We start from the raw sequence: 24,514 nt of genomic DNA on the forward strand, positions 1-24,514 counted from the left end.
TTTAGTGCCAACCTATCAAGGTATTGAGAGATTGACTTACGCCAATGGAAATTATTGGCTTTATTGTCTAGGCCTTTGATTCAACAATAAGCAAGCTCTATCTGAGCGTCAAGAAAAAATAGCGCCGAGGGCGCTATTATTCGATTCGAGGCCAAATTACATCGAAAAGCGTGTGGACACTATATCGATAAGGCTGGAGTGTGGGCGATAGCCCTACCTATTAGTGAACAATGTCACTGGGGTGTGCGGCGCGTTTGGCACTGGGTTTATGACTGAATTTATTCAGTTGTCGTTCTAGTTTTTGCACCGCCTCATTGGTCGCGGCATAGAGATCCTCATGGACAGCAGAAGCGACGAGTTTGCCTTTTGGTACAGTAACAACCGCTTCAAATTTCATTTTTTTATTGGGCTCTTCACTGAAGGTCGCTTGGGTTTGAATAATGTCTTGCTGCCATTTTTCTAACTTGCCTAATTTGCTCTCGATGTGGTCGCGAATGGCTGAGGTTACTTCAAGGTTTTTACCTGTGATATTCATATTCATAGACATTCTCCTTTGAGAGTTTCTTGTTGGCTTGAGTTCAGATTACGTTTTTTTGAAACAAAAAAAGTGATATAGATCACGAAAATTTCGGTCAATAACACGGTTAAACATCAATGTGATCTGTCCCAAGAGTTCAAAGGGAAAATGAGTGAAAAGTCTTGCTTACAAAATTATTACAGGTAAATTAATGATAGATTTACCTAAGTCTTGAACAAGATTTGGCGAATTATCTCGTTTGAATAAAAACGAATTGATTTTTTTCTCTGTGATTTCCTCTCTTTTTACCGCGTTTCAATCGCTTTCGACATAGGGATTCGTCACCACGGTCACCGCTAATGCCATGCTTGCTTCTTTTTGAATATGTCTTGTTTGGTCAATGATAGGGCAATGCGTTGTGGATGGGGATGGCGACGGACCAATAAAAAGCCCCGATGAGGGTCATCAGGGCCTGTTTACGTGGTTATACTATGAACGAGCTTAACTTTCGGCGTTGTTGAGTTTGATTAACGCTTGAGTGCGTTCAATCGGCTCAGGCAAATTAAGGGCTTGGTAGGCTTTTAACTGAATCGTCAGTGACTGCTTAGCCGCTTGCGTATCGGGGAAGGTCTTTTGTAACTCTTGAGCGCGTTTAATTGCAGCGATCCACGCTTTTCTTCTCAGATAAAAATCCGCGACGGCTAAGTCGTATTTGGCTAAACGATTTTTTAATGCAAACAAACGCTGCTGGGCATCGGCGGCGTAAATGCTGTCTGGGTAGCGTTGCAAGAGTTCTTTAAAGTCGCGAAATGCCGCTCGGACAGGAACCGGATCGCGGTCGCTTCGATCGAGATCAAAGAAGTCCTGCATAAAATTACTGTCTTGGATGGTGTGATTAAGACCACTCATATAAATCAACCAATCCATGTTTTTGTAGGTCGGGTTCAAGCGTTTAAAACGACTGATGGTGGCTAAACTCAACGCGTAGTCATCGCTTTTGTAGTAGGCGTAAATAAGGTCAAGTTGAACCTGGTCTGAATAGGCGCCGAAAGGGTAGCGAGAATCTAGTGCTTCTAACTTCTCTGTCGCCGTTGTCCATTGACCACTTTGCAGCGCCGTTTGTGCTTCGTTGTACAATACCGAAGGCGGCACATCTGGGATCACTTTTTTACTGCTCGAACATCCTGCCAATAGCAGCAGTGCCAAAAGGCCAGATAAAGTTTGGTATTTCATGTTAGAAGAGAGTTCCTTAAGTGCTAATTAGTTTCCGGGCGTTACTTTCATCTCAGTAACAGATACAATAACGTTATTCATTATTTTTTCATAGTTGTGAGCGTTAGTCTCACAGTTTTTTAAAAAGTTCGATATGGCCCAACAGATAGAATTAACTCAAACCGTAAAAGATAGCCAACTTGGTCAACGCTTAGACCAAGCGATCGCCGAGCTCTTTAGTGATTTTTCCCGCTCGCGCTTAAAAGAGTGGCTACTGGCTGGCAAAGTTGTCGTCGATGGTGACGTCATTACCAAGCCTCGTATCAAAGTGATGGGAGGGGAAGTGATCACGGTGCAAGCTGAGCTTGAAGATGAACAGCGCTGGGAGGCTCAGGACATTCCCCTAGACATCGTCTACGAAGATGACGATTTACTGGTTATCAATAAACCGAGAGGTTTCGTCGTCCATCCCGGTGCTGGAACGCCCGATGGTACCGTGCTCAATGCCTTATTGCATCACTACCCCGATATTGCGGAAGTGCCTCGTGCGGGGATTGTCCACCGCTTAGACAAAGACACTACGGGGTTAATGGTGGTGGCGAAAACCGTACCGGCGCAAACCCGTTTAGTACGAGCGTTGCAAAAGCGCAATATTACCCGTGAATATGAAGCCATTGCGATTGGCCGAATGACCGCGGGAGGTTTTATTGAAAAGCCGATTGGGCGCCATTCGACCAAGCGCACCTTAATGGCGGTCACGCCAACAGGAAAACCCGCCGGTACGCATTATCGTGTTGCCGAGCACTTTCGCGAACACACGCGTATTCGCCTGAGATTAGAAACCGGCCGTACTCACCAGATCCGCGTTCACATGGCTTACCTTCAGCATCCTTTACTTGGCGATGTGGCCTATGGCGGTCGAGCTCGTATTCCCAAAGGCGCGACACAAGAGTTGACCGACAAAATTCGTCAGTTCGATCGTCAAGCTTTGCATGCTGCGATGTTGCGTTTTGAGCATCCCATCGACGGTGAGCTGATGGAGTTTCACGCTGAGATACCCCAAGATATGGTGGACATGACCTTGGCGCTGCGCGAGGACACTCAATTACACGGTTTGGAAGAGGAATAAAATGATGGCACTGTTGATTCCTACTTGGTCTGCTCCACCCTCGGTAAAAGCGGTTAGCTCGACTCGCTTAGACGGTCAATCAACAGGCCCTTTTTACGGACTAAATCTTGGCGATCACGTTGGTGATGATGAGATTAATGTCGAACACAACCGCTTGCGATTTCAGCAGGCGAGCGGGATGCCAAGTAGCCCGGTGTGGTTGACGCAAACGCATTCGACTCAAGTCTTAGTGGCGGGGCAGAATACTGCGCCTGGTCAACAAGCCGATGCTTGTGTGACTCGTGAGGCGGGCATCGTATGCTGTGTCATGACCGCCGATTGTTTACCTATTTTGCTTTGTGATTCGAAGGGGCGACAGGTCGCTGCGGTTCATGCCGGTTGGCGCGGCCTTGCCGATGGCATTATAGAGAAGACGTTAAGCCATTTTGAGTCACAAACGGTTTGTGCCTGGCTTGGGCCTTGTATCAGTGCTAATGCCTTTGAAGTGGGTGATGAGGTGAAAGCGACGTTTGTTGCCCATGACGAGCAGGCTCAGCAAGCCTTTGTTCGCCGTGACTCTTCACCTGGAAAATGGTGGGCAGATCTCCCCCTTTTAGCCACACAACGTTTGTTATCACAAGGCGTCAGTCAGATTGCTTACAGCAACCAATGTACCTATCAACAACCACAATCTTTTTATTCTTATCGGCGCGATGGCCAAACCGGTCGAATGGCTACGGCCATCTGGATTGAACCGTGATCCTTGACTCGATACTTGGTAAACGATCGATATTTCACAGTACATTTGTTAATGAGTTCAAGCTTTTCAACGCCAGCCGATTAGGTTGGCGTTTTTTATAGGTCGTCAACTTGAAAATGATCTGTCCGGTCGCCACATATAAAACAGAATAAATCGCTAAGGGGGATGACCATGCGTTTAGACCGATTTACAAATAAATTCCAAGTTGCCATTTCCGATGCCCAGTCACTCGCACTTGGCCGCGATCATTTGTACATTGAACCTGTGCATCTTATGGTTGCGCTGCTTGATCAAGACGGCAGTGCAATTCGACCTTTATTGACTCTACTTTCTGTCGATGCGGCGCAGTTTCGCTCTAAATTAAATGAATTGCTGGATAAATTGCCCAAAGTGACGGGGACGGGGGGAGACGTTCAGCTGTCAAGTGGTATGGCGACCTTGTTCAATTTGTGTGACAAAGTGGCTCAAAAACGCAAAGATGCCTATATCTCATCGGAGATCTTTTTATTAGCCGCCATTCAAGATAAAGGTTCTTTGGGTAAGTTGTTACAAAGTGTGGGTCTTACCGAGAGCAATATTACTGAGGCGATTGAAAAAGTACGGGGCGGTCAACGGGTTAAAGACCAAAATGCCGAAGAGCTTATGCAAGCATTGGACAAGTTTACCGTTGATCTTACCGAGCGTGCAGAGCAAGGTAAACTCGACCCAGTGATCGGTCGCGACGATGAAATACGTCGTACCATTCAGGTTTTACAAAGAAGAACAAAAAACAACCCCGTTTTGATTGGTGAGCCAGGGGTGGGTAAAACGGCAATCGTTGAAGGCTTAGCTCAGCGGATTATCAACAATGAGGTTCCAGAGGGGTTGCGAGGTCGCCGAGTCTTATCATTGGATATGGGAGCATTAGTCGCTGGTGCCAAATACCGCGGTGAATTCGAAGAGCGATTAAAGTCGGTACTAAACGAATTGTCGAAACAAGAAGGCAACGTTATCTTGTTTATCGATGAATTGCACACTATGGTGGGTGCAGGCAAAGGTGACGGCGCAATGGATGCTGGCAACATGCTCAAGCCGGCTTTGTCGCGCGGTGAGCTTCACTGTGTTGGCGCGACCACACTGGATGAATACAGACAATACATAGAAAAAGATCCTGCCCTGGAACGTCGCTTTCAAAAAGTGCTGGTGGACGAGCCGAGTGTTGAAGATACCGTGGCGATTTTACGCGGACTCAAAGAGCGGTACGAATTACACCATCACGTCGAAATCACTGATCCTGCGATCGTGGCGGCGGCGAGTTTGTCACATCGTTATGTGTCCGATAGGCAATTGCCTGATAAGGCGATCGATCTTATCGACGAAGCGGCCTCGAGCATTCGTTTGCAAATCGACTCAAAGCCGGAATCGCTCGACAAGCTAGAGCGGCGCATTATTCAATTGAAAATTGAACAACAGGCTCTAAGTAATGAAAATGATGAGGCCAGTAGTAAGCGTTTGTCATTGCTCAATAGCGAGCTAACGGAAAAAGAACGAGACTACGCCGAGCTTGAAGAGATTTGGAATACTGAAAAAGCAGCATTGTCAGGGACACAACACATTAAGGCAGAATTAGAGCAGGCGAGGATGGATATGGATGTCGCGCGTCGTGCTGGGGATCTGAGTCGCATGTCAGAGTTGCAATACGGGCGTATCCCTGAATTGGAAAAACAGTTGGACTTGGCCTCTCAAGCTGAAATGCAAGACATGACGTTACTCAAAAATCGAGTGACTGACGCAGAAATAGCGGAAGTGTTGTCCAAACAAACCGGGATCCCGGTATCCAAGATGCTCGAAGCAGAAAAAACGAAATTGCTGCAAATGGAAACAGCGCTGCATCAACGGGTCGTTGGACAAAAAGAGGCGGTTGAGGTGGTCTCAAACGCGATTCGCAGAAGTCGTGCTGGGCTATCCGATCCCCATCGGCCAATCGGCTCATTTTTATTCTTGGGTCCAACTGGCGTCGGCAAAACCGAGCTTTGTAAAACCTTAGCTCACTTCTTGTTCGACAGTGAAGATGCCATGGTCAGGATTGATATGTCAGAGTTTATGGAAAAACACTCAGTGGCAAGGTTGGTGGGGGCTCCTCCTGGTTATGTCGGTTATGAAGAAGGCGGTTACCTCACTGAAGCTGTTCGACGCAAGCCTTATTCGGTTATCTTACTCGATGAAGTAGAAAAAGCGCACCCAGACGTGTTCAACATCCTTTTGCAAGTCCTCGATGATGGGCGGTTAACGGATGGACAGGGCAGAACGGTGGATTTTCGCAATACCGTTGTGATTATGACCTCCAATTTAGGCTCTGAGAAAATCCAAAATCAATCTGAGAGCGCGGATTATGAAGACATGAAAAAACAGGTTATGCAGGTTGTCAGTCAGCATTTCCGACCTGAGTTCATCAATCGCGTTGATGAAAGCGTGGTTTTCCACTCTTTGGGTCAACAACACATTGAACGTATCGCTGGGATTCAACTCGAACGATTGAAACAGCGCTTAAACGATAGAGATTATGAGTTGGTTGTTAATGCGGATGCATTAAGCCTGATTGCTGAGGTGGGGTTTGATCCGATTTATGGTGCTAGACCGTTAAAACGAGCGATACAACACTACATAGAAAACCCATTAGCTAAGGCGATGCTATCCGGAGAACTGTTACCGGGGAAAGTGATTGATATTGGAGTCTCAGAGGGTGAGATTGTTTATCGGCAGTAGTATGACAGATTAATAGCGCTTTGTTTTTGGCCGCTTTGTTGATTAAGTGAACAAAGTGGCTTTTTTTTAAGCAAGCAACTGTCTTTTTTAAATTTTTTCAAATAAACACTTGCCTTTAAAAATATTATGCCTATAATTCGCTTCCGTTGTCACAGAGAAGTTAGCGTTAAGCGCTTTGAGTGAAACAAAAAATAGAAAAAAGTGGTTGACACGGATTTCTAGATGGCTAAAATAGCCGTCCACTTTCAATAGAAAGTTGCTCTTTAAAAATTTAATCTATCAATCTGTGTGGGCACTCGTTGATTATAATCAATAGATTCTTAGGAATCACATTGGTTTCAATGAACTGAGTGACCAAACGAGTCGAAAGACTTGGCACAGTCAATTCACAGTCCTTATTCGGCAACGAATAAAGAATGTAATCAGTATTCATTGAGCCGCTCGAAAGAGCACAAAAACTTTAATTGAAGAGTTTGATCATGGCTCAGATTGAACGCTGGCGGCAGGCCTAACACATGCAAGTCGAGCGGAAACGAGTTATCTGAACCTTCGGGGGACGATAACGGCGTCGAGCGGCGGACGGGTGAGTAATGCCTGGGAAATTGCCCTGATGTGGGGGATAACCATTGGAAACGATGGCTAATACCGCATAATCTCTTCGGAGTAAAGAGGGGGACCTTCGGGCCTCTCGCGTCAGGATATGCCCAGGTGGGATTAGCTAGTTGGTGAGGTAATGGCTCACCAAGGCGACGATCCCTAGCTGGTCTGAGAGGATGATCAGCCACACTGGAACTGAGACACGGTCCAGACTCCTACGGGAGGCAGCAGTGGGGAATATTGCACAATGGGCGCAAGCCTGATGCAGCCATGCCGCGTGTATGAAGAAGGCCTTCGGGTTGTAAAGTACTTTCAGCAGTGAGGAAGGGGATTAGGTTAATAGCCTAGTTCTTTGACGTTAGCTGCAGAAGAAGCACCGGCTAACTCCGTGCCAGCAGCCGCGGTAATACGGAGGGTGCGAGCGTTAATCGGAATTACTGGGCGTAAAGCGCATGCAGGTGGTTTGTTAAGTCAGGTGTGAAAGCCCGGGGCTCAACCTCGGAATAGCATTTGAAACTGGCAGGCTAGAGTACTGTAGAGGGGGGTAGAATTTCAGGTGTAGCGGTGAAATGCGTAGAGATCTGAAGGAATACCGGTGGCGAAGGCGGCCCCCTGGACAGATACTGACACTCAGATGCGAAAGCGTGGGGAGCAAACAGGATTAGATACCCTGGTAGTCCACGCTGTAAACGATGTCTACTTGGAGGTTGTGGCCTTGAGCCGTGGCTTTCGGAGCTAACGCGTTAAGTAGACCGCCTGGGGAGTACGGTCGCAAGATTAAAACTCAAATGAATTGACGGGGGCCCGCACAAGCGGTGGAGCATGTGGTTTAATTCGATGCAACGCGAAGAACCTTACCTACTCTTGACATCCATAGAACTTAGCAGAGATGCTTTGGTGCCTTCGGGAACTATGAGACAGGTGCTGCATGGCTGTCGTCAGCTCGTGTTGTGAAATGTTGGGTTAAGTCCCGCAACGAGCGCAACCCTTATCCTTGTTTGCCAGCACTTCGGGTGGGAACTCCAGGGAGACTGCCGGTGATAAACCGGAGGAAGGTGGGGACGACGTCAAGTCATCATGGCCCTTACGAGTAGGGCTACACACGTGCTACAATGGCGCATACAGAGGGCAGCCAACTTGCGAAAGTGAGCGAATCCCAAAAAGTGCGTCGTAGTCCGGATTGGAGTCTGCAACTCGACTCCATGAAGTCGGAATCGCTAGTAATCGTGGATCAGAATGCCACGGTGAATACGTTCCCGGGCCTTGTACACACCGCCCGTCACACCATGGGAGTGGGCTGCAAAAGAAGTGGGTAGTTTAACCTTCGGGGGGACGCTCACCACTTTGTGGTTCATGACTGGGGTGAAGTCGTAACAAGGTAGCCCTAGGGGAACCTGGGGCTGGATCACCTCCTTATACGAAAGATTGTCTTTGATGTGTGTCCACACAGATTGGTAGATAAAAAACATGATGGGGCTATAGCTCAGCTGGGAGAGCGCCTGCATGGCATGCAGGAGGTCAGCGGTTCGATCCCGCTTAGCTCCACCATCTTTAAGCACATTACTGCGATAAGCAGAAATAAGTGTTCTTAAAAATGGTTCTTCTTTCAGTAGAAAGGCAATCATGCTCTTTAACAATTTGGAAAGCTGACAAAACAATCTCTTTGAGATTGTTTGTAAAAGTTCTCAATTATCTCTTTAAGAGATAACCAACACACAATCAAGTGTTCTTGGGAAAGCATAGCAATATGTTTTCAAAATTGAGTCCGGCAATATCGAGTTCGTGACATGTATAAAAACACGAACACACCTTGGTGACTAACCGCTTTACTTGTAAAGCACATCAACTCAAAAGACTCTTTTGGGTTGTATGGTTAAGTGACTAAGCGTACACGGTGGATGCCTTGGCAGTCAGAGGCGATGAAGGACGTACTAACTTGCGATAAGCGTAGATAAGGCAGTAAGAGCCACTTGAGTCTACGATTTCCGAATGGGGAAACCCAGCTGCATAAGCAGTTATCATTGTGTGAATTCATAGCACAATGAGGCGAACCGGGGGAACTGAAACATCTAAGTACCCCGAGGAAAAGAAATCAACCGAGATTCTGGAAGTAGCGGCGAGCGAAACCGGATTAGCCCTTAAGCTTTTTATGCGTCAGGTGAAGTGTCTGGAAAGGCACGCGATACAGGGTGATAGCCCCGTAACCGACAGCGCATATTCAGTGAAATCGAGTAAGGCGGGACACGTGATATCCTGTCTGAACATGGGGGGACCATCCTCCAAGGCTAAATACTCCTGACTGACCGATAGTGAACCAGTACCGTGAGGGAAAGGCGAAAAGAACCCCTGTGAGGGGAGTGAAATAGAACCTGAAACCGTGTACGTACAAGCAGTAGGAGCAGGCTTTGTCCTGTGACTGCGTACCTTTTGTATAATGGGTCAGCGACTTATATTCAGTGGCAAGGTTAACCGTTTAGGGGAGCCGTAGGGAAACCGAGTCTTAACTGGGCGCTCAGTCTCTGGATATAGACCCGAAACCAGGTGATCTAGCCATGGGCAGGTTGAAGATTGAGTAACATCAATTGGAGGACCGAACCGACTAATGTTGAAAAATTAGCGGATGACTTGTGGCTAGGGGTGAAAGGCCAATCAAACCTGGAGATAGCTGGTTCTCCCCGAAAGCTATTTAGGTAGCGCCTCGGACGAATACTACTGGGGGTAGAGCACTGTTAAGGCTAGGGGGTCATCCCGACTTACCAACCCTTTGCAAACTCCGAATACCAGTAAGTACTATCCGGGAGACACACGGCGGGTGCTAACGTCCGTCGTGGAGAGGGAAACAACCCAGACCGCCAGCTAAGGTCCCAAATTATAGCTAAGTGGGAAACGATGTGGGAAGGCTTAGACAGCTAGGATGTTGGCTTAGAAGCAGCCATCATTTAAAGAAAGCGTAATAGCTCACTAGTCGAGTCGGCCTGCGCGGAAGATGTAACGGGGCTAAGCTATAAACCGAAGCTGCGGCAATACAGTTTACTGTATTGGGTAGGGGAGCGTTCTGTAAGCCGTTGAAGGTGAGTTGTAAAGCTTGCTGGAGGTATCAGAAGTGCGAATGCTGACATGAGTAACGATAATGGGGGTGAAAAACCTCCACGCCGGAAGACCAAGGGTTCCTGTCCAACGTTAATCGGGGCAGGGTAAGTCGACCCCTAAGGCGAGGCTGAAAAGCGTAGTCGATGGGAAACGGGTTAATATTCCCGTACTGCTTATAATTGCGATGGGGGGACGGAGAAGGCTAGGTGGGCCTGGCGATGGTTGTCCAGGTTCAAGTGCGTAGGCTAAGGAATTAGGTAAATCCGGTTCCTTATTAGGCCGAGACACGACGTCGAGTCACTACGGTGATGAAGTCATTGATGCCATGCTTCCAGGAAAAGCCTCTAAGCTTCAGATTATAAGCAATCGTACCCCAAACCGACACAGGTGGTCGGGTAGAGAATACCAAGGCGCTTGAGAGAACTCGGGTGAAGGAACTAGGCAAAATGGTACCGTAACTTCGGGAGAAGGTACGCTCTTGACGGTGAAGTCCCTTGCGGATGGAGCTATTAGGAGTCGCAGATACCAGGTGGCTGCAACTGTTTATTAAAAACACAGCACTGTGCAAAATCGTAAGATGACGTATACGGTGTGACGCCTGCCCGGTGCCGGAAGGTTAATTGATGGGGTTAGACTTAGGTCGACGCTCTTGATCGAAGCCCCGGTAAACGGCGGCCGTAACTATAACGGTCCTAAGGTAGCGAAATTCCTTGTCGGGTAAGTTCCGACCTGCACGAATGGCGTAATGATGGCCACGCTGTCTCCACCCGAGACTCAGTGAAATTGAAATCGCTGTGAAGATGCAGTGTACCCGCGGCTAGACGGAAAGACCCCGTGAACCTTTACTACAGCTTGGCACTGAACATTGACCCTACATGTGTAGGATAGGTGGGAGGCTTTGATGCATGGGCGCCAGTTCATGTGGAGCCATCCTTGAAATACCACCCTTGTAGTGTTGATGTTCTAACTTGGCCCCATTATCTGGGGTGAGGACAGTGCCTGGTGGGTAGTTTGACTGGGGCGGTCTCCTCCCAAAGTGTAACGGAGGAGCACGAAGGTGGGCTAATCACGGTTGGACATCGTGAGGTTAGTGCAATGGCATAAGCCCGCTTAACTGCGAGAATGACGGTTCGAGCAGGTGCGAAAGCAGGTCATAGTGATCCGGTGGTTCTGAATGGAAGGGCCATCGCTCAACGGATAAAAGGTACTCCGGGGATAACAGGCTGATACCGCCCAAGAGTTCATATCGACGGCGGTGTTTGGCACCTCGATGTCGGCTCATCACATCCTGGGGCTGAAGTCGGTCCCAAGGGTATGGCTGTTCGCCATTTAAAGTGGTACGCGAGCTGGGTTTAGAACGTCGTGAGACAGTTCGGTCCCTATCTGCCGTGGGCGTTGGAGAATTGAAAGGGGCTGCTCCTAGTACGAGAGGACCGGAGTGGACGAACCTCTGGTGTTCGGGTTGTGTCGCCAGACGCATTGCCCGGTAGCTAAGTTCGGAATCGATAACCGCTGAAAGCATCTAAGCGGGAAGCGAGCCTTGAGATGAGTTCTCCCTGGCGCTTTAAGCGTCCTAAAGGGTTGTTCGAGACTAGAACGTTGATAGGCAGGGTGTGTAAGCGTTGTGAGGTGTTGAGCTAACCTGTACTAATTGCCCGTGAGACTTAACCATACAACACCTAAAGGGTTTTATCGGACTCGATAAGAAACTTGATTGTGTCGAGAGCACAAAACAGCTTTCCAGATTTTGTTATCTTGCCTGACGGCAAGATAACGCCATATTTTGCTTGGCGACCATAGCATTTTGGACCCACCTGATTCCATGCCGAACTCAGAAGTGAAACAAAATTGCGCCGATGGTAGTGTGGGGCTTCCCCATGTGAGAGTAGGACATCGCCAGGCTTTTACATTCCTTCTTGATGTATCAAGAAGACACAAGCTAAAGCATGTAAAGTAAGACTTTAGACTGTGAACAATTTGTAGTGGAGCGGTAGTTCAGTTGGTTAGAATACCGGCCTGTCACGCCGGGGGTCGCGGGTTCGAGTCCCGTCCGCTCCGCCACTTTTTTAAGAAAGCCTGATTCACAAGAGTCAGGCTTTTTTTATTTCTAAAATAAGATCGCTGCGCTGCAAGATCGTTTCACTTCAAGGACGCTGCGCTCAAGTAGCAAGAAAGGCCAAAAGATTAAAATGAATGATACCGGTTTTTAGTCTTAGGGTTTTCTTTTTACTTGGAACGAAGTGATCTTGTGACTTGAAGCGAAGCGATCTTGCCACTGTCTTTTACTGTGTTTCACTGTTTTATACTGTCTCATATTTTGGTTTTACCTAACTCAAATGGGGTCGGATTTGCGAAATAGACTGACTGACAGCGCCCTCGGTATTATGCGGATCCGACCCCTAGAAGTGATGAACCCAATAGGCAAAGAATGACTTTTGGTGTTGTTGGTGTTGATTGTCATCATGTACGGCAATGGTTGAGGTCAGTCTTTGTTCTTTGTCAAAGTGTGTTTTCGAGTCATAGGGGTCGGATCCACAACAGTTAGGCGCATAGGGTGAGTGCTGCGATCCCGCGAATCCGACCCTAGGGTGATTTCTTCCCACTCGTTTTTTTCAGGAACCCATCAATTTCTTGAACCACAGTGTAGGGCAGTGAAACACAGTTCGCTTCGCTTAACACAATGTAAGACAGGTCATGTGCTGAAACTGTCCTACACTGTGTGTCACTGTTTCACACTGTCTTATATTTTGGTTGTACCTAACTCAAATGGGTTCGGATTTGCGAAATAGACTGACTGACAGCGTCCTCGGTATTATGCGGATCCGACCCCTAGAAGTGATGAACCCAATAGGCAAAGAATGACTTTTGGTGTTGTTGGTGTTGTTGGTGTTGTTGGTGTTGTTGGTGTTGATTGTCATCATGTACGGCAATGGTTGAGGTCAGTCTTTGTTCTTTGTCAAAGTGTGTTTTCGAGTCATAGGGGTCGGATCCACAACAGTTAGGTGCAGAGGGTGAGTGCTGCGATCCCGCGAATCCGACCCCAGGGTGATTTCTTCCCACTCGTTTTTCTCAGGACCCCATCAATTTCGTGAACCACAGATCGCTTCGCTTAACACAGTGTAAGACAGGTCATGTGCTGAAACTGTCCTACACTGTGTGTCACTGTTTTATACTGTCTCATACTGCCTTTTACTGTTTTAGTCTTAGGGTTTTCTTTTTACTTGGAACGAAGTGATCTTGTGACTTGAAGCGAAGCGATCTTGCCACTGTCTTTTACTGTGTTTCACTATCTTTTACTGTCTCACACTGTTCTACACTGCTTTTTAGCGTCACATTTTCTCGAATTGAGCTCATGTGGTATGCTGAAAACACTTTTTAACAAGGACATAAATTTATGCCTCATTTGCGCTTTCGAGCTTTAGACTCTCAACACGTTCAATCGCTATCTCAATCCTTATTGGCGCCATTACAGCCTTTGATGGCGTGTCCAAATGAAGACTTTACGTTTGAAAAAGTAGCCAGCGACTTTTACTTTTCTGGCTTAACAACTTCGGCATATCCCTTTGTTGAAGTGTTGTGGTTTGATCGTGGTCAAGAGAAACAAGATTTAATTGCGACAATCATTACCGAGCAAGTGCGGCATTTAAGGCCCGATAGCCAAGATATTGCGGTTATCTTTCACGCGTTATCTCCTGCTCGTTATTATGATAACGGCCAACATTACTAATAGGAGCAACAATGAACAGTGTTATTAAAACCATTCTCGGTCATCGTTCTATTCGTCAGTTTTCCGATCAAGGTATCTCGTCAGAGCAACTTCAGTCTATTATTGATTGCGGTATTGCCGCGTCGACATCGAGTTTATTACAAGCAGTGTCCATCATTCGCGTTACCGAACCAGAGAAACGAGCGAAATTGGCTGAACTTGCCGGCCCACAACCTTATGTGGAACAAGCGGCGGAGTTTTTGGTTTTTTGTATCGACTTTCACCGCCACCAACAAATTAATCCTCAATCACAGCTCGACTTTACGGAGCTAACACTGATTGGCGCGGTGGATGCGGGTATTATGGCTCAAAACTGTTTGTTGGCGGCAGAGTCAATGGGGCTCGGTGGCGTGTATATTGGTGGGTTGAGAAATGCACCGGCCGAAGTAGACGCATTATTGGATTTACCGCAGCACTGTGCCATTTTGTTTGGGATGTGTTTAGGTCACCCCGCCCAAGACCCAGAACTCAAACCGCGTTTATCGCCACAAGCCATATTACATGAAAATCGCTATCAGCCAGAGCGTCAGAGTTGGGTGAGTGAGTATGATGAACGGTTGAGTGACTACTACCAGCAGCGTAGTGCCAATGCCAAGCAGGAAAAGTGGTCAGAGCAAATCGGTGCAAAACTGAACCATGAATCACGACCTTATATCAAAGATTACTTGGCGAGCAAAAACCTCGCGAAACGATGAGATCGAGTGCTTGTTGGTGATGCTTGCCTAACTCACTAAATAGTAGGTCGGTATAGTAGGTCGGTGTTGGTCAACAGCCATGTCGATAAAAAATTCAAAAATGGCTTGTTGACTAAGGCTTAAGCCTTTTGTTCAATAAAAGAAAAGCTTGAGTTTGCGATCAAGCTTTTCTGACTTTACCTTTGGCCAACCGCCTCATCAAAACGACACGATATCGCCGCGGTGTATGCACCGCGGTTTTTTATGCCAGTCCTTGAATAATTACGAACTTTTCCAACAACGCTTCTTCTGTTTCCTGGTGCTCCGGGTCTAGAATAATACAGTTGTTGATCGGGCATACCGATTGACAAGTTGGTTTGTCATAATGCCCTTTGCACTCAGTACACAGATCGGGATCAATTTGATAAATGTCATCCCCCATCGAAATGGCGCCATTGGGACATTCTGGGTCGCACATATCGCAGTTGATGCATTTATCGGTGATCAATAAAGCCATATTACTGACTCACTGGGTTACGCGTATTGTGGCCTGGCGATAAGTTTCTCATCAGTAGGGCATACTCAAGAGAGACATCTTCTGGCACAGGGATAAAGACAAAGTGGCCACTGCCTTTGGCATCGTCAATGGTTTCCGATTTGCGGTTTTCCATGTGTTCAAGGTTAAAGACGACATTACCGCTTGGCGTCATCAGTTCTAGGCTGTCGCCGGTGATGAATTTATTCTTCACCGCGACTTCAGCGAGTTCACCTCGGCGCTGACCGGTAAACTCACCGACGAACTGCTGACTGTCTGAAACCGAATAGCCATAATCGTAGTTTTGGTAACTGTCATGAGTATGTCGGCGCAAGAAACCTTCGGTGTAACCGCGATGTGCAAGGCTCTCGAGTGTGGTCATTAAGCTGGTATCGAAGGGCTTGCCAGCTACGGCATCATCAATGGCTTTGCGATACACTTGCGCAGTGCGTGCACAGTAGTAAAAGGATTTTGTGCGTCCTTCAATTTTCAGTGAATGCACACCCATTTGGGTTAAACGTTCTACGTGTTGAATCGCGCGTAAATCTTTTGAGTTCATGATGTAGGTACCATGCTCATCTTCAAAAGCGGCCATTTTCTCATCGGGCTTATGACTTTCGGAAAGCAAAACCACTTCATCGCTAGGTTGGCCAACCCCAAGCGTCGGTGTCACGTCTTTCACGTCGATAGACTGTTCTGATTTAGGATCAAATTTTTCGACAATTTGTCCATTGTCATCTTCTTTGGCTTGCTCTACATTGTACTCCCAACGGCAGGCATTGGTGCAAGTCCCTTGGTTAGGGTCGCGCTTGTTCATGTAGCCAGAGAGCAGACAGCGCCCAGAATAGGCCATACACAAGGCACCGTGCACAAATACCTCGAGTTCGGTTTCAGGGCAGTGTTGACGAATTTCTTCGATTTCTTCTAATGATAATTCACGAGACACAATCACGCGTTCTACACCATTGGCAGCCCAAAATTTGACGGTCGCCCAGTTGACAGCATTCGCTTGTACTGACAGGTGAATGGCCATATCCGGGAAGGCTTCTCTGACCATCATGATGAGGCCAGGATCAGACATGATCAAAGCGTCGGGGCCCATTTCAACAACCGGTTTTAAATCGCGAATGAAGGTCTTGAGTTTAGAGTTGTGCGGTTGAATATTGCAGACCACATAGAAGCGCTTGCCTTGTGCGTGTGCTTCATCGATACCTATTTTTAGGTTTTCGTGATTAAACTCATTATTTCTTACTCGCAAGCTATAGCGAGGTTGTCCGGCGTACACCGCGTCAGCACCGTAGGCAAAAGCGTAACGCATATTCTTCAAGCTGCCCGCCGGTGACAGCAATTCTGGGACGAAAGGAGTGTTTGACATTGTTTGCCTCTTTGATCTGATTTCAAGTCAGAGTCATACCACCACATGGTATGAAGGGCGCAAATTTTACGTGAAAACCCACAATATGCCTAGTTTTTTTGTGGGATTAAATTGGTGAAACAGTATACCAGCCCGGCTCAATAGCGACGTGGTGACTGGCCGCGAATTCAACGCAATGGGTATGCCTTGTTTCACCAATTAGCGACTAATATTTGTTAGGCAAACCGCCAAGCGCTTGGTATAACGCCGGCAAGAAGAGGCTTAATTCACTGCATAACAAAGCAAAATCTGCATCAAAGCGCGCTGCTTTGTCTTCGCGAGGGATGTCGTCGTTTTCTTCTTTCAAATCATCGCTAAAACCAAGGCGTTTGATGCTGCCATCTTCACTGAGTAAGAAATCAATTTGATCGTGCCAATTTAAGGAAAGCTTGGTGACGACCTTATTCGTCTCGATGTGTTTTTTGATTTCGTCACAGCAAACATCGTGTTTTTTACAGCGTACTATAGCACCATCATCACCCACCGATTTTAGCTCAATTTCATCCAGTAGGTTCAACCCTTGTGGCGTGCTTTCTTGTTGTACCCATTGCGTCATTGTCGTGGCAATATCCGTCTCAGGCAGCGCCGGGACGACCGGTAAACTGCCCATGGTCTTACGCAGTAATGCGATGACATCTTCCGCCTTTTTATAGCTAGCAGCATCGACGATCACTAAGCCCTCACTTGGCATAATGAGCAAATAAGTCAGGGCACTACGAGTGAAAGCTCTCGGCAAAAGGTCAATGATAATCTCTTCTTTTAGCGTTTCTTTTTCTTGTTTTTTGAGTGGTCGGTTCTCGGCGCTTTCCAAGTGTTGAATTTTCTCGGTCAAGGTGTCTTTGATGACTGAGGCGGGCAACATTTTTTCTTCTTTCTTGGCGCAGACTAAAATTCGGTCTTTTGATGCATGAGTCATGGTGGCATTATCTTGCCCAAGGACAGGGACCCAGCCAAATTTTTGTTTTTCTTGACTGGCGCAAGGCGTGAAGCGAAATTCAGTCAATTGTTGTTCTAAGGTGTCGACTGACAATTCAATCGGACGGTTAAATTGATAGACTAAAGCGTTTTTAAACCACATGTTTTCTCTCTAAGTTAGCTTGTAATATCCAGGTCGATGAGATTATCTCTCACCATGACCGATAAGATCATGGTATTTCACTTATGGTATTAAGAAATTTATGTGAAAATTTCTTTTCAGAGGTCACAAAAATGTCATAATGATTGCTGATAATGCTCTGCGTCAATCAATAATAAAGGTTATTTGTTATGTCGAGAAGGATTCTGGTTGTTGAGGATGAAGCACCAATTCGCGAAATGCTGTGTTTTGTATTAGAACAAAAAGGCTATATCGCGATTGAAGCAGAAGATTACGATACCGCCGTAAACAAACTTGCAGAACCTTTCCCTGATCTTGTGTTACTCGATTGGATGTTACCTGGTGGCAGTGGCATTAACTTTATCAAGCACCTAAAACGCGATGAGCTAACGCGCAACATTCCGGTTGTCATGCTAACCGCTCGCGGTGAAGAAGAAGACAAAGTTCGCGGCTTGGAAGTCGGTGCCGATGACTACATTACCAAACCCTTTTCGCCCAAAGAACTCGTTGCCCGTTTAAAAGCCGTTATCCGCCGTGTTACCCCGACAGCATTGGAAGATGTGATAGATGTGCAAGGCCTTAAGCTCGACCCCGTTTCTCATCGTGTGACGGCGAATGAATCGGCGTTAGACATGGGGCCAACGGAATTTAAAATGCTGCATTTTTTCATGACACATCAAGAGCGTGTCTATAGCCGAGAGCAGCTGCTCAACAATGTGTGGGGCACCAACGTGTATGTCGAAGACCGCACTGTGGATGTGCACATTCGCCGCCTGCGCAAGGCATTGGAAGTCGAAGGACACGATAAACTCATCCAAACAGTACGCGGTGCGGGTTATCGCTTTTCGACCAAGGCTTGAGGTGTGAAGAAAGACTGTGGTTGAATTGATAACTTGGAAAAAGCTGGCCTCTGGGCTGGTTTTTTTTTACATTCCCTGGATTTTAATTGGCCTGATATTTGGCCACTTGCCGTGGTTATTGCTGATCGCCACGTTTTTACAATTGATGTGGCATCTGCACAATCTGACCCGTCTATCCACTTGGCTTTGGGATGACAAGCGTTTATCGCCGCCGTCGGGCAGTGGACAATGGGAATTGCTCTTCAATGGTTTGTATCGCTTTCAGCAGCGTCAGCGTCGCAAACGCAAAGAATTGACCAAACTGATTCGACGCTTTAGAAACGGGGCGGAGTCCTTACCTGATGCGGTGGTGGTGTTTCGCGATGAAGGCAACATCGTTTGGTGTAATCGCCTTGCTCAGCATACCTTAGGGTTTAAATGGCCAGAAGACGCTGGCCAGCCAATTTCTAACCTGATTCGCACACCAGACTTTATTAAGTTTATGGCCAAAGGCGACTTTGAAGAGCCGTTAGAAATGTGTTCCCCCCTTAATGTCGAACGCACATTAGAAATGCGGATCGTGCCTTATATGGAAGGCGAGCATCTGATGGTGGTGCGCGATGTGACTCAGGTTAAACAGCTCGAAGGCATGCGGCGTAACTTCTTTGCCAATGTGTCACACGAACTGAGAACGCCAATGACGGTACTTCAAGGCTACCTCGAGATGACCGAAGACCCAGACATGGTGGTTGGGCCGATGTGGAGTAAAGCCCATGGAGTGATGACAGAACAACTCAATCGTATGAATGGTTTGGTCAGTCAATTGCTGACATTGTCCAAGATTGAAGCCGCGCCAATTCACGATTTAGACGATCACGTTAATGTGCCAGCTATGTTGGAGGTTTTGGAGAAAGAAGCGCAGAGCCTTAGCGGTGATCTGCAACATCAATTCCAATTTGACATCGATAAGCAACTGCAAGTGTATGGTGATGAAGACCAGCTTCGCAGCGCCATCTCTAATCTTGTTTACAACGCGGTTAAATACACCCCGGCACATTCACACATTCACGTGCGTTGGTTTCACTGTGAACAAGGCGCGAGATTAGAAGTGAATGATACCGGCCCCGGTATTGAGCCACAGCATTTGCATCGATTGACTGAACGCTTTTATCGCGTCGACAAAGCTCGCTCGCGAGACACCGGCGGCAGTGGCTTAGGATTGGCGATTGTGAAACACGCACTGAGTCACCACGACAGCCAGTTAGAAATCAGCAGTGAAGTCGGTCGCGGCAGTCAATTTGGTTTTACCTTGCCGAGCCGTCTTGTGGTATGAACGTGGCGTTGATTAAGCAAAAGGCAACCCTCTTGGCTGTGACGGCTTGTTTGTCGTTTTCGTTGTCGGCCCAAGCCGCCGAACTCGAGCCATATCAAAGACAATCTGGGGTGTTTGGTGAGCTGCTAAGTGTTGGGTCCGATACCTTAGCGGGGCTGACATCAGCGTGGTTACGCGCCTTTCAAGGCTACTACCCCAATATCGACGCTCAGGTGCAGGCATCGGGTTCTTCCACTGCGCCTCCGGCCTTAATCGAGCAAACTGCCCAGTTAGGGCCAATGAGCCGCCCGATGAGGCAAAAAGAAATTCAAGCTTTTGTTCGCGAGCACGGCTACCCACCGACCGAGCTTAAAATCGCCATTGATGCGATTGGTATTTTTGTCAATCAAGATAATTTGCTCAAGGGGCTCAGCTTTGCCCAAGTCGACGCTCTTTTCTCTTCCACTTTGCGTTGTAAAGGGGTAATGCCGATAGAGCGCTGGGCACAACTTGGGGTCAAAGGGGAGTGGGGTCTGCGCAACATTCAGCGTTTTGGGCGAAATTCCGCGTCAGGGACGTATGGGTATTTCAAAGAGCATGCCTTGTGTGGCGGAGATTTTCGCTTGGATGTCAACGAGCAACCCGGATCAGCATCGGTCGTACAATCCGTGGCCAGCACCATTGATGGCATTGGTTACTCGGGGGTCGGGTATCGAGTGTCTGGGGTGCGTTTTTTGCCGATTTCTCAGGACGGCATTCACTACGTTAGCCCGACACGCGATAATATAATCAATGAGCGTTACCCGCTTTCTCGCTACCTTTACTTGTATATTAACAAGGCGCCCAACAAGCCGTTGTCCCCGATCATGGCGCAGTTTATTCGATACGTTTACTCTATCGAAGGTCAAGCTGTGGTAAGCAAAGAAGGTTATGTGCCCATCAGTGTTAAATTGGCTGAACAAGAGTTAAATAAGGTTGGGCTGTAACGACCCATCTCTAGGTTGGTTTATTACAACCAAAAAAGCCCTCAGACTTGCCTCTTTGCTGAACCTTTATGCCTCCCCGTCACCGGCCATACCCGGCTACGACGGGGATTGGTATGAATATGGGTCAGTCTTCTTCGTCACACAACCCGGTGATGTTTAACGCCCAACCGGCGCTCTGCCAATATTGCTGCTCTTCGAGTAAATCGGCTTGTAATAGCCGGTTGTCATCAAGCCATTTTTCTTGTGAGCTTGATAAAGTCCACGCATCGTTTTTTTGTACGTCTAACGTCAGATCGGGTAATGAAGTGAGATCATTGCGCTGACCGTTGACGATAATGGCTAGGCGTAATATACGCACCAAGTGCACCACATCTTTTTTCTTAAACAGAGAGAAGTTGGGGATTTGATTGAGCTTTATTGATTTTCGATGCAATCTCGCTAATGTCGCGAGCAGGAGCTGTTGCTCTTGATTAAAGCCGGGTAAATTGGCATTTTCTAATATGTATCCTGAGTGGCGATGGACGCCTCTTAAACGGATGCTCAAGCCCACTTCGTGTAACATTGCTGCCCACTGTAACAAAGCGCTGAGTTCTTCGTTGTTTTTCTTATCGACGGATTGCCTCGTTTGTTGTAAAAAATGGTCGGCAACACAGGCGACATTTTTCGCGTGTTCAAGGTCGACAAAGTGCTTCATGGCCAGTGCTTCGGTGGTTCTCATGCGAATATCAGCACGGGCAAAGCGCGACTCCATCTCGTAAAGTAGCCCTTCGCGCAATGCGCCATCCGAAAAGTGTAATTGTTCTATTTTGAGTGAGTTGATCACCGCTTTTAAAATAGCCACCCCCGCGGCAAACACGGGTTGGCGGTCATCACTTAACCCTTCGAGTTTGATGTCTTCAATGGTGTTAAATTGGCACAACTTATCGATTAATTGCTGCAGTCGTTCTTCAGTAATGAGGCCATCACTGTGGCCTTGACCCACTACGACTTCGCGAATGGCTTTAATGGTTCCCGATGAACCAAAAGCCATTTGCCAGCCTTTCTTCTTATAAATGGGGACGATAGATTCCAAACGCTGTTGAGCGGCGAGCGTCGCCTGTGAAAAGTTTTTCTTGTTGAGCTTGCCATTGGCAAAGAAGCGCTCTGTAAAACTGACACAGCCCATTTGCTTGCTGTTGACCAATTCAGCTTCGAAACCTTGGCCTATAATCAGCTCAGTACTTCCTCCACCGATATCAACGACAAATTTAGAGTCAGACTCGCTTTGCGTATGAGCGACGCCCAAATACACCAAGCGGGCTTCTTCTTCACCGGCAATGATCTCTATGGGAAAAGGCAAAACCTGGTAGGCTCGAGTGAGAAACTCAGACGCATTATTGGCTTGTCGAAGTGTATGGGTTGCGGCGATACGCACATTGTGCGGTTCAAAATCACTAATGCGCTCGGCAAACATGGCGAGACACTCTAAACCGCGTTCTATCGCCTCTTCTGACAAGTGATTGTCGTCATTTAAACCGGTCGCGAGGCGCACTCGCTGCTTGTGTCGACTCACGAGTTGTAATGTTTGACCGACAACTTTTGCCACCACCATATGGAAGCTATTTGAGCCAAGATCAATGGCGGCAATGTTTCTGGGTTCGGTGTCTACCATGGTTTTGTTACCTATGATTTGGATTTTTCAACCTGCTTGAGATAATCATAAATGGCAATTTGAGAGCGTAATTTCTTTTTGTTGCCACGTGGTACGTACTGATTACTCATTGATTGATCGATTAAACGCGCTTTCATCGTATCTGTAAAGTGGATATTAATGATATCGATGATGCGTTTCTTTAGCCTCTGACTGCGCACTGGGGCAGCGACTTCGATGCGGTGATCGATATTGCGTGTCATCCAATCGGCGGATGAAATGTACACTTGTGGGTCGCCATTGTTATGAGCAATGACCACTCGGGGGTGCTCTAGGAAGCGGTCGACGATACTGATGATGTAGATATTATCACTCAATCCTTTCACCCCGGGAACCAGCGAGCACATACCGCGAATGATCATATTAATCTTTACTCCAGCTTGGCTGGCGGCATACAAGCGGTTGACGATACCTTTGTCGACTAAATTGTTGACTTTAATGGTTAACTTAGCTGTTTTTTTGGCTTTAGCATTGGCAATTTCATTATCAATGATGCGATATATATCGCGCCTTGAATTGCGCGGCGAAACGATAAGGTGTTTAAATTTAACGGGCCGGTACGGATTTTCAATGTAACCAAAAACATTGCGTACTTCAGTCGTGATTTCTTGGTCGGCTGTTAACAGTGAAAAGTCAGTGTATATGCGAGCGGTTTTTTCGTGGAAGTTACCGGTACCAATATGAGCATAGCGAACGATTTCGCCTTTTTCTCTGCGGCTGATGAGCAAGAGCTTAGAGTGGATTTTTAACCCGGGCGCGCCAAAGACCACCTGAACGCCGGCATCGGTGAGGATTTTAGACCATTCAATGTTCGCTTCCTCATCGAAACGCGCTTGCAACTCAACGACTACGGTAACGTTTTTGCCATTGTGAACGGCGTCAATTAAGGAATTGAGTAACTTAGAGTTTTTCGCCACTCGGTAAATGTTGATTTTGATACTCAACACTTTCGGATCAAAAGATGCTTGTCGTACTAACTCAGAGATGTGATCAAACGTGTGGTACGGGTAGTAAAGTAAAATATCTTGATGTCGAATGGCATCAAAGCTGTTGGCAAAGCCGTTAAAGTCAGAGCACTTTATTGGCGGAAGCGATTTATTTTCAAGGTATTCACGACCGACATTGGGGAAACTCATAAAATCTTGGAAGTTTTGATATCGGCTGCCGGGGATCAAGTTGTCGTAACTCGATAGCTTGAGCTTGTCACATAAAAAGCGCAGCATGGATTTGGGCATGCCCTCTTGGTAGACAAATCGCACCGGCATCGCGGTAAGGCGTTGCTCTAGGCCTTCTGACATCTGCTCTAGTAAACTGTGTTCGACTTCATGGCTCAAATCGTATTCGGCGTCGCGCGTCATTTTGACCGCAAAGCATTCAATCGATTCATAATCAAAGAAGCCTTTGTAGAGATCATCGAGACAAAAGCGAATAATGTTGTCGAGCAAAATAATGGTTTTGCGTCTTTGTCCTTTTTGATCGGGTAAAATGACGAAACGCGGTAAGTGATCGGTGGGGATTTCAACCAGCGAATATTGGTGTTTGCTTTTTTCCGAGAGTTTGACGGCCAAGTAGGCGTATTCATCTTTTAAAAACTGCAGGACATCAACGTCATCATTGAGAAAAATAGGCGCAATGTGAGGTAAGATTTCGCGTTGAAAATACTTGCGAACCCATTTTTGTTGAGATTCTGAAATTTGAAGCTCATTGATCAAGAAGATGCGCCGACGAGCCATATCTCGAATCAGTTCGTTGTAGATTTCTTCAAACTGAATGCCGAGCAGTTTGGCTTTATCTTGCATTTTGACGAGCAAGTCTTTTGAGCCGTCGTCAATACCGCGTTCTTGATTGATCAAAATCCGACGTTTGACATCAGCAAAGCGAACTTTGTAAAACTCATCAAGATTATTGGAATAGATACCAAGAAAGCGAATGCGCTCGATAAGAGGTACGGACTTATCCGCCGCTTCTTGTAAAACGCGTTCGTTAAAGGACAACCAGCTTAATTCTTTGTCTACATAAAGGACATCTGTGCTCATTTTTATACCTGGCTAAATCGATTGAGTTAGGCAATAATCTCTAAATAACAAGGTGACAATATGTTGTTTTTGTGACGTTTTTATTGCAAATTGTATTTGTCAGCTTAGTTGCATTTAAATTTTAATGACAGAGGTAG

At 47.0% G+C, this 24,514-nt stretch carries 15 protein-coding genes, 2 tRNA genes and 3 rRNA genes; 13 read left to right on the top strand and 7 right to left on the bottom strand.

Annotated elements, in window-relative coordinates:
* Positions 1-220: 220 nt before the first annotated feature.
* Both raiA and AB0763_RS03890 read right to left on the bottom strand, forming a co-directional pair.
* Positions 221-541 carry a ribosome-associated translation inhibitor RaiA gene (raiA, locus tag AB0763_RS03885; RefSeq protein ID WP_306101237.1) on the bottom strand — a complete coding sequence of 107 codons (321 nt, stop codon included), beginning with the start codon at positions 539-541 and terminating at the stop codon, positions 221-223.
* 477 nt (positions 542-1,018) lie between these two features.
* Positions 1,019-1,750, bottom strand: coding sequence for an outer membrane protein assembly factor BamD (locus AB0763_RS03890; RefSeq protein WP_306101238.1), 732 nt, complete (start codon positions 1,748-1,750; stop codon positions 1,019-1,021).
* Positions 1,751-1,883: 133 nt separating this feature from the next.
* Here AB0763_RS03890 and rluD point away from each other — a divergent pair, with 133 nt between their 5' ends.
* The 10 genes from rluD (at position 1,884) to nfsA (ending at position 14,490) form a co-directional block, all read left to right on the top strand.
* Positions 1,884-2,858: a 23S rRNA pseudouridine(1911/1915/1917) synthase RluD gene (rluD, locus tag AB0763_RS03895; protein WP_306101239.1), complete on the top strand. Its 975-nt coding sequence runs from the start codon at positions 1,884-1,886 to the stop codon at positions 2,856-2,858.
* Positions 2,859-2,862: 4 nt separating this feature from the next.
* Positions 2,863-3,597 carry a peptidoglycan editing factor PgeF gene (pgeF, locus tag AB0763_RS03900; RefSeq protein WP_306101254.1) on the top strand — a complete coding sequence of 245 codons (735 nt, stop codon included), beginning with the start codon at positions 2,863-2,865 and terminating at the stop codon, positions 3,595-3,597.
* A 171-nt stretch (positions 3,598-3,768) separates the two neighbouring features.
* On the top strand, positions 3,769-6,342 hold the full coding sequence (clpB, locus tag AB0763_RS03905; RefSeq protein WP_306101240.1) for an ATP-dependent chaperone ClpB: 2,574 nt from the start codon (positions 3,769-3,771) through the stop codon (positions 6,340-6,342).
* Between the two features lie 461 nt (positions 6,343-6,803).
* Positions 6,804-8,355: ribosomal RNA gene (locus AB0763_RS03910) — 16S ribosomal RNA — on the top strand.
* A gap of 56 nt (positions 8,356-8,411) precedes the next feature.
* Positions 8,412-8,487 (top strand) — tRNA-Ala (locus AB0763_RS03915).
* 323 nt (positions 8,488-8,810) lie between these two features.
* Positions 8,811-11,701 (top strand): 23S ribosomal RNA (locus tag AB0763_RS03920).
* A 114-nt stretch (positions 11,702-11,815) separates the two neighbouring features.
* A 5S ribosomal RNA gene (rrf, locus tag AB0763_RS03925) occupies positions 11,816-11,931 on the top strand.
* Together the 16S, 23S and 5S rRNA genes with 2 tRNA genes alongside form the textbook arrangement of a ribosomal RNA operon.
* Positions 11,932-12,013: 82 nt before the next feature.
* Positions 12,014-12,090: transfer RNA gene (locus tag AB0763_RS03930), tRNA-Asp, on the top strand.
* Between the two features lie 1,333 nt (positions 12,091-13,423).
* A complete protein-coding gene (locus AB0763_RS03935; protein WP_306101541.1) occupies positions 13,424-13,756 on the top strand; it encodes a DUF1904 domain-containing protein in 333 nt (110 codons plus the stop codon).
* An 11-nt stretch (positions 13,757-13,767) separates the two neighbouring features.
* Positions 13,768-14,490, top strand: a complete 723-nt coding sequence (gene nfsA, locus AB0763_RS03940) for an oxygen-insensitive NADPH nitroreductase (protein WP_306101540.1) — start codon at positions 13,768-13,770, stop codon at positions 14,488-14,490.
* A gap of 241 nt (positions 14,491-14,731) precedes the next feature.
* On the opposite strand, the gene AB0763_RS03945 is transcribed toward nfsA, so the two are convergent.
* The 3 genes from AB0763_RS03945 to rdgC form a co-directional block, all read right to left on the bottom strand.
* The gene (locus AB0763_RS03945) at positions 14,732-14,986 is read right to left on the bottom strand and encodes a YfhL family 4Fe-4S dicluster ferredoxin (RefSeq protein ID WP_306101539.1); all 255 of its coding nucleotides are present in this window, start codon (positions 14,984-14,986) and stop codon (positions 14,732-14,734) included.
* Between the two features lies 1 nt (position 14,987).
* Positions 14,988-16,379, bottom strand: a complete 1,392-nt coding sequence (gene yegQ / locus AB0763_RS03950; protein ID WP_306101538.1) for a tRNA 5-hydroxyuridine modification protein YegQ — start codon at positions 16,377-16,379, stop codon at positions 14,988-14,990.
* Between the two features lie 205 nt (positions 16,380-16,584).
* A complete protein-coding gene (rdgC, locus tag AB0763_RS03955) occupies positions 16,585-17,496 on the bottom strand; it encodes a recombination-associated protein RdgC (protein ID WP_306101537.1) in 912 nt (303 codons plus the stop codon).
* 188 nt (positions 17,497-17,684) lie between these two features.
* On the opposite strand from rdgC, the gene phoB reads away from it, so the two are divergent.
* Genes phoB through AB0763_RS03970 form a run of 3 tightly spaced genes read left to right on the top strand, consistent with a single transcriptional unit; the run spans position 17,685 to position 20,651 of the window.
* Positions 17,685-18,374: a phosphate regulon transcriptional regulator PhoB gene (gene phoB, locus AB0763_RS03960; RefSeq protein ID WP_306101536.1), complete on the top strand. Its 690-nt coding sequence runs from the start codon at positions 17,685-17,687 to the stop codon at positions 18,372-18,374.
* 16 nt (positions 18,375-18,390) lie between these two features.
* A complete protein-coding gene (phoR, locus tag AB0763_RS03965) occupies positions 18,391-19,686 on the top strand; it encodes a phosphate regulon sensor histidine kinase PhoR (RefSeq protein ID WP_306101535.1) in 1,296 nt (431 codons plus the stop codon).
* A gap of 8 nt (positions 19,687-19,694) precedes the next feature.
* Positions 19,695-20,651, top strand: a complete 957-nt coding sequence (locus tag AB0763_RS03970; RefSeq protein WP_368643792.1) for a PstS family phosphate ABC transporter substrate-binding protein — start codon at positions 19,695-19,697, stop codon at positions 20,649-20,651.
* A gap of 124 nt (positions 20,652-20,775) precedes the next feature.
* On the opposite strand, the gene ppx is transcribed toward AB0763_RS03970, so the two are convergent.
* Positions 20,776-22,302, bottom strand: coding sequence for an exopolyphosphatase (ppx, locus tag AB0763_RS03975; protein WP_306101534.1), 1,527 nt, complete (start codon positions 22,300-22,302; stop codon positions 20,776-20,778).
* An 11-nt stretch (positions 22,303-22,313) separates the two neighbouring features.
* The gene (gene ppk1 / locus AB0763_RS03980; protein ID WP_306101533.1) at positions 22,314-24,377 is read right to left on the bottom strand and encodes a polyphosphate kinase 1; all 2,064 of its coding nucleotides are present in this window, start codon (positions 24,375-24,377) and stop codon (positions 22,314-22,316) included.
* Between the last annotated feature and the right edge of the window lie 137 nt (positions 24,378-24,514).

The sequence above is a fragment of the Vibrio sp. HB236076 genome, assembly GCF_040957575.1.
Lineage (GTDB): Bacteria > Pseudomonadota > Gammaproteobacteria > Enterobacterales > Vibrionaceae > Vibrio.